Source organism: Mycobacterium sp. TH-M15 (assembly GCF_057473705.1).
This window is the reverse complement of sequence record NZ_JBYCLB010000412.1, coordinates 1-6,334: the sequence shown is the minus strand read 5'-3', so window position 1 is coordinate 6,334 and position 6,334 is coordinate 1. Positions and strand designations below refer to the sequence as shown.

General features: G+C 70.9%; 6 protein-coding genes and 1 pseudogene. 2 read left to right on the top strand and 5 right to left on the bottom strand.

All coding sequences use genetic code 11. From position 1 onward, the window contains the following. Positions 1-1,111 (top strand): 3'-5' exonuclease (locus tag AC2VNT_RS10055; RefSeq protein WP_486946716.1); only part of this gene is annotated, 1,111 nt, incomplete at its 5' end. A 279-nt stretch (positions 1,112-1,390) separates the two neighbouring features. Then, on the top strand, positions 1,391-1,669 hold the full coding sequence (locus AC2VNT_RS10050; protein WP_486946715.1) for a WhiB family transcriptional regulator: 279 nt from the start codon (positions 1,391-1,393) through the stop codon (positions 1,667-1,669). Positions 1,670-1,672: 3 nt separating this feature from the next. Here the strand turns inward: AC2VNT_RS10050 and AC2VNT_RS10045 are convergent. From AC2VNT_RS10045 to AC2VNT_RS10025, 5 genes and pseudogenes are all read right to left on the bottom strand, one after another. Continuing rightward, positions 1,673-2,489 (bottom strand): annotated as a pseudogene (locus AC2VNT_RS10045) (phosphotransferase). Positions 2,490-2,534: 45 nt separating this feature from the next. Then, complete coding sequence (locus tag AC2VNT_RS10040) at positions 2,535-3,881, bottom strand: macrolide-binding ATPase MABP-1 (protein WP_486946714.1); 1,347 nt, start codon at positions 3,879-3,881, stop codon at positions 2,535-2,537. 33 nt (positions 3,882-3,914) lie between these two features. Then, positions 3,915-4,781, bottom strand: coding sequence for a cyclodehydratase (locus AC2VNT_RS10035; protein WP_486946713.1), 867 nt, complete (start codon positions 4,779-4,781; stop codon positions 3,915-3,917). Positions 4,782-4,836: 55 nt separating this feature from the next. Beyond that, the gene (locus tag AC2VNT_RS10030; protein WP_486946712.1) at positions 4,837-6,003 is read right to left on the bottom strand and encodes a histidine phosphatase family protein; all 1,167 of its coding nucleotides are present in this window, start codon (positions 6,001-6,003) and stop codon (positions 4,837-4,839) included. A gap of 145 nt (positions 6,004-6,148) precedes the next feature. After that, the coding region (locus AC2VNT_RS10025; protein ID WP_486946711.1) for a zinc-dependent metalloprotease at positions 6,149-6,334 on the bottom strand (186 nt) is incomplete at its 5' end.

The window sequence follows — 6,334 nt, the reverse complement described above, 5'->3', positions numbered from 1 at the left end:
CCCGGAGCCGTCGTTTCACGAGCACCCCGACCAAGACGCCGAAGCCGCCGCGGTCGCCAAATCGATTGCTCGGCTGGTGAAGTCGGGCACCCCGGCGGCCGAGATCGCGGTGCTCTACCGGATCAACGCCCAGTCGGAGGTGTACGAGGAGGCGCTGACCGAGGCCGGCATCGCCTACCAGGTCCGCGGCGGGGAGGGCTTCTTCACCCGCCAGGAGATCCGCCAGTCACTGGTGGCGCTGCAGCGGGCCGCCCAGCGGGACCACAGTACCGGTGACGCCGGCCTGCCGGAGGTCGTGCGCACCGTGCTCGAACCGCTGGGGCTGACCGCCCAGCCCCCGGCCGGCGCCAAGGCGCGGGAACGCTGGGAGGCGCTGGCCGCGCTGGCCGAGCTGGTCGACGAGGAGGCCGCCCAACGCCCCGAACTCAACCTGCCGGGCCTGCTGGTCGAGCTGCGCCAGCGCGCCGACGCCCGGCACCCGCCGACGGTTCAGGGCGTCACGCTGGCCTCGCTGCACGCCGCCAAGGGGCTGGAGTGGGACGCGGTGTTCCTGGTCGGGCTGGCCGACGGGACGCTGCCCATCTCGCACGCCCTGGCGCACGGCCCGGAGAGCGAGGCGGTCGAGGAGGAACGTCGGCTGCTCTACGTCGGGGTGACCCGGGCCCGGGAACACCTGGCGCTGAGCTGGGCGCTGGCCCGCGCCCCGGGCGGGCGGGCCAGCCGCAAGCCGTCCCGATTCCTCACTGGCATCGCACCGCAGACCGCCGCCAATGCGGCACCGAGCCGCCGGCGGGCCCGCGGCGGCCCGCAGCACTGCCGGGTCTGCAACCGGGTACTGACCAGCTCGGCCGCGATCATGCTGCGCCGGTGCGAGACCTGCGGCGCCGAGATCGACACCGAGCTGCTGACCCGGCTCAAGGAGTGGCGGCTGCGCATCGCCACCGAGCTGAAGGTCCCGGCCTACATCGTCTTCACCGACAACACCCTCACCGCCATCGCCGAGCTGCGGCCCACCGACGAGACCGCGCTGGTCGCCATCCCCGGCATCGGCGCGCGCAAGCTCGAGCAGTTCGGCTCCGACGTGCTCGACATGGTCCGCGGCCGCGGCTGAGCGCCGAACCCGCAAAAACCGTTTGCCGCCCCGGCCGCCGCCGGTTAACCTCTACCACCGTGACCACGTTCAGCGCCCTCGAGGTACGCCCGGCCGGCATCCGCCACGCCGCCGCGACGGCGTGGCATGCCGCCGCCGTCGACGCGTCCGTGCGTCGGGATTCGCCCTAACCCTCGATCCATCCCGAGGCCACGGACCCGACCAAGGATCCGTGGCCATCTTTTTTCCACCGGCCACCTGGCCCCGGATCCGCCCGACCAGGAAAGCAGGTGACCAACCATGTCGACACCGACACCGACACCGACAGCCCGCACCGGTAAGCCGCTGGAGCTGCCGTGCAATCGCGACCCCGAGCTGTTCTTCGCCGAGGACCCGGCGGAGCTGGAGCGGGCCAAGGCGCTCTGCGCGGGCTGCCCGATCCGGCGCGAGTGTCTGGCCGCGGCGCTGGACCGCGCTGAACCGTGGGGGGTGTGGGGCGGTGAGATATTGCGCCGCGGCGCGGTCATCGGCCGCAAACGGCCGCGGGGTCGACCGCGCAAGGAGCCGGTGGCGGCCTGAGGCTCAGTCCACCACCGGGTCGGGTTCGGCGTAGCCGGGCAGCAGATCCCGCGCCAGCGCATCGACCGGGACGTGCGCGTCCAGCTGGCAGAGGATCGCGGTCGCCGAGCCAACTACCCGCAACAGCATGGCCAGGTTCGGCGGGAGGTCGAGTTGGAGCGCCACCTTCACCTGCGGGCCGATCGGCCGCTGCAGCGGTGTCGCGGTTATCCGCTGCAGCCACCCGCGGGTGACGTGGAAGAAGTCCACTTCGACCGGCTCGACATATTGGCGGAGCTGGTATTCGACGTCGTCGATCGAGACCTGCTGACCCTGCTGGATGAACCCGAACTCCTCGGCCACCGGCAGCAACTCGTCGTAGCTCTTGTCGCGGGCCAGCCGCAGGATGGTGCCGAGGTCCACGGGTAGGCCGTCCGGCAGCGGTGCTACCGCGCCGAAGTCGATCACGCCCATCCGGCCGTCGGGCACCAGCATGAAGTTGCCCGGATGGGCGTCGCCGTGCAGCATCCCCACCCGGGCCGGCGCGTCGACGATCTTCTGCAGCTTGGTCAGCGCCTCGCGGTAGGGCTCGCCGAATTTCGGGAACAGCGGCCTCCAGCACCGACAGCACCTGGCCGACCTTCATGGCGCCGCCCTTGAGCTCGCCGAGGACGGTGAACAGCTGATCGGCCGCCTTCTCCATCAGCTCGGCGCTGACCTCGTCTTTCGACTTGCCGACCAGTCGATTCAGCGCGCTCAACGCCTCCCAGCCGGCGACGTTGACCGCGAGCCTGGCCAGTTTGGCGTTACGGGCCGCGCGGCCACGGGTGATGTCCGCCACCCGTTCATGATCACAGACGCAGCCGGGCCGCGTTGGCCGTTGGGCTCAGCCCTCCGCCTCGACGTCCGGCTCGGCGAAGCCCGGGACGAACTGCTCGGAGAGCGCCCTGGTGGGCACGTGCGCGTCCAACTGGCACAGGATCGCCGTGGTCGAGGCAAGCACCCGCATCGGCATCGCCAGCTTCGGTGGTAGGTCCAGCTGGCGCGCGGTCTTGAGCTGCTCCACCGGGCGTTCCAGCTGCTTGCCGGCCATCCGTTGCAGCCATCTGCGGGTGTAATGGAACACGTCGACCTGCACCGGCTCGACGTATTGGCGCAGCATCTCGTCGATCTCCCGGACCGACACCTCCTGGCCCTTCTGGATGAATCCGCCCCGGCGCATCACCGCGATGACCCGGTCGTAGTCCTTGCTGTGGGCGAAGCGGACCGCCTCACCCAACTCCGGTGGGAACCCGCCGGGCATCGGGGCCACCGCACCGAAGTCGATTACCCCCATCCGGCCGTCCGGCATCAGCATGAAGTTGCCCGGATGGGCGTCACCATGGATCAGTTCCAGGCGGCGGGCGGCGTCCCAGGTGAACTCGGCCAGCCGGGTGCCCATCAGGTCACGCTGTTCGACGGTGCCGTTGCGGATGATCTCGGCCATGCCGACGCCCTGGATCCACTCCTGAATCACCGTCTTGGGGGCGCTGGCCACCACGTGCGGGATCAGGAAGTGCGGGTGGCCGGCGTAGGCCTTGGCGAAGATGCGCTGGTTGTCGGCCTCCAGCCGGTAGTCCAGCTCCATCTCGGTGCGCTCGATCAGCTCGTCGACCACGCCCTGGACGTCGACCCCGGGGGCCAGCTGCTTGAAGATGCCGGTGACCCGTCGAATCGTCTTCAGGTCGGCGCGCAGCGCCTCGTCGGCGCCGGGGTACTGGATCTTGACGGCCACCTGGCGGCCGTCGGCCCAGGTCGCCCGGTGTACCTGGCCGATGCTGGCCGAGGCGACCGGTGTGTCGTCGAACGAGCTGAACCGGGCCCGCCACTTGGTGCCCAGCTGGGCGTCGAGCACCCGGTGCACTTTGGCCGCCGGTAGCGGCGGGGCGTCCTTCTGCAGCTTGGTCAGCGCCTCGCGGTAGGGCTCGCCGAACTGCGCCGGGATGGCGGCCTCCATCACCGACAGCGCCTGACCGACCTTCATGGCGCCGCCCTTGAGCTCACCGAGGACGGTGAACAGCTGGTTGGCCGCCTTCTCCATCAGCTCGGTGGTGACCTCGTCTTTCGACTTGCCGGCCAGCCGCTTGCCCAGTCCGAGTGCGGCCCGCCCGGCGATGCCGACCGGCAGGCTGGCCAGCTTGGCGTTACGGGCCGCGCTGCCGCGTTTGATGTCTGCCACGGCTCCATCATCCACGACGGGCCGCGATCGTGGTCACCGCTCCGGTTATCAGCAGCCGCACAGCGGGTGCCGGGCCCAGTGCCGCGCCACGACCGACCCGCCGGCCGGGTCGACCTCCAAGGTGGTGTCTAACGTCGGCGGCGGCCCGCAATCGCCGGCCGTGGCCGTGCCGCGCACCGCGGCGATCACCCGGTTGACCTGGCCCAACGCCAGGGCGGCGGTGGCCAGCACGGTCGCCCGGTTCGCGGTGCCGACCGTGTCGCGAAGCTGGGCGGCCACCGCCGGCCAGGCGGCGTCCCGGTCCCGGCGGTGCAGGTCCGCGCAGCCCAGGCAGCTGGTCACCCCGGGAATCACCAGCGGGCCGACCAGCCCGGTGCCGTCGCGGATCCGCACCGGAAGGTGCGGGACACCGCCGGCGTGCAGCTCGCGCACCATCCGCGGGTCGGCGACCAGGTAGTCGGCCAGCACCACCAGGTCGGTGCCGGCGGTGCCCAGCACGGCGTGCGGCTGGCTGCTGCGCCGGATCCGCGCGCCGGAGCGGTGCAGCGTCTCGGCGAGCAGGTCCGACAACGGCCCCTGGCCGTGGATTCGGATGGACGCCGACCGGGCGCGCCGGGGCGGGTCCTCGGTGGCGTCCCGGGTCGCCACACCCGCATCGACCAGGGCGGCGACCAGCGCGGTCAGCTGACCGGCGTCGGCCAGGCCGTCCCGGACGGCCCGGCGGTGCAGGGTCGCGCCGGCCACCGGTGACCGCATGGACCGCAGCAGCGCGGCCAGCCGGGTGGCGGTCAGCCCCCGGGGTGGCCGGATTCGCACCGCGCGGCGCGGATCCCAGCCCACCTGCACCGTCCCGTCCGGGCGCAGCAGCACCGGCAGCGCGGGGTCGAGGACGTACTGGTCGACTGCGGCGGTCACGCTCCGACACTGCCACGGCCACCGCGTCGGCGAGAGTCAGTTCTCCACAGGGCGGTCAGCCGGCACCGCCGACCAACCCGAGGATCGTCGCGTCGAACGCGTCGGTGAACGTCTGCCCGCCCGCGACATCGGTGCCGAGGTTCTTCACCTGGTCCACGATGTCGCCGATCACCGACCCGGGGAACTGGCCGATCGCGTCGCCGACGCTTTTCAGGCCGGCCTGCAGCGCATCGTCGATGGTGGTCGAATCGCCGGTGAGCAGCGCCTCGAAAACGTTGTAGGCGGCCTGCTGCGGTGCGGTGATCAGGTTGCGCAGGTCCACGACCAGCTCGGTCAGCAAGCCCGGATCCGCCGGCATGGCCGTTCCGTTGAAGCTCAGCAACGTCCACCCGTCGGTGGGGTTCCCCTCGATCTCGACCTGGCCGACGTTGGGCAGGAAGCCCTGCGCCCCGTCGGAGAGCGAATCGATGAAGGCGGGCAACAGGATCGCGATGTCGGGGTTGTCGACGTTCATCAGCGTCCAGGTGCTGATCGCCGCCTCGCCGGAGAACGCCACGTCGGTGATGTGGCCGTTCGCGCTGATTACCGGGTCGGCGATATCGGTGGCGTGCTGGTACATGCTGTCGACCGCGCCGCCGAAGTTCTCCTCGAACTGCATCCCGATGTAGTCGTTGGAGCCGGGCAGCGGCACCGAGCGCAGCCCGAGTATCCAGGCCAGCACGGTCAGCTCGTAGGCGATGTCGCCGGGGCTGTTGGTCGGCGCCTCGGCGTAGACGCCGCCGCCGATCTCGTCCAGCCCGGCCAGGTCGGTGGGCGACGGTCCCACCTCCTGCGGGGTCATGTGCTCGAGGCTGGCGAACGGCGCCGCCGTCTCGCCCATCCGCTGGTTCTGCCCGATGAAGATGCCGGCGACACCGTTCGGGCCGCCGAACTCGTGGAAGAGTTTCTCCCCGACCTCTTGCGCCTCCTGGTAGCCGAGCTCGCTGAGCGGATGCCCGGGCAGCCCCTGTGACGCGACCGCGGCGAACCCGGCGCTGGTCGTCTGCCCGTGCCGGACGAAGTCGATGACGATGTCGGTCGGATCGGCGTCGACGGCGGTGAGCAGGATGTCGACCGCGTGCGGATTCGGGCCGGGCACCGGCGCCGGGCCGCCGATGACCGCGGCGACGCCGAGCAGGGCGGCGACAGCAGCCGCAGGATAAGCGCGATGTTTTAGATACATGAGATCTCTTTCTGGGACGACTCGTTTAGTCATCGAAGACTAAGTGACAAATTTGAGTCTTACAAGCGGCAACGCACAGATTCCGCTCAGGGAATTTTGCCGCGGCCCAGGTTCGACCACCGCCCGGGCATCCGGGGCGGCCGGGCTACGGGCTGTTGGTGTCGCCCGGCTCGTCCGGGGGAGCCTGCCTCTCGAACTCGGCGATCGCCTGGTCGATCGCGCTGTCGATCCCGCTGGTGTCGCCGCCGATGACCCGATCGATGAACTCGGCCGGGTCGTCGAGGTCCGCTGCCGCGGGAAGCAGGTCGGGATGCTGCCAGACCCGGTCGCG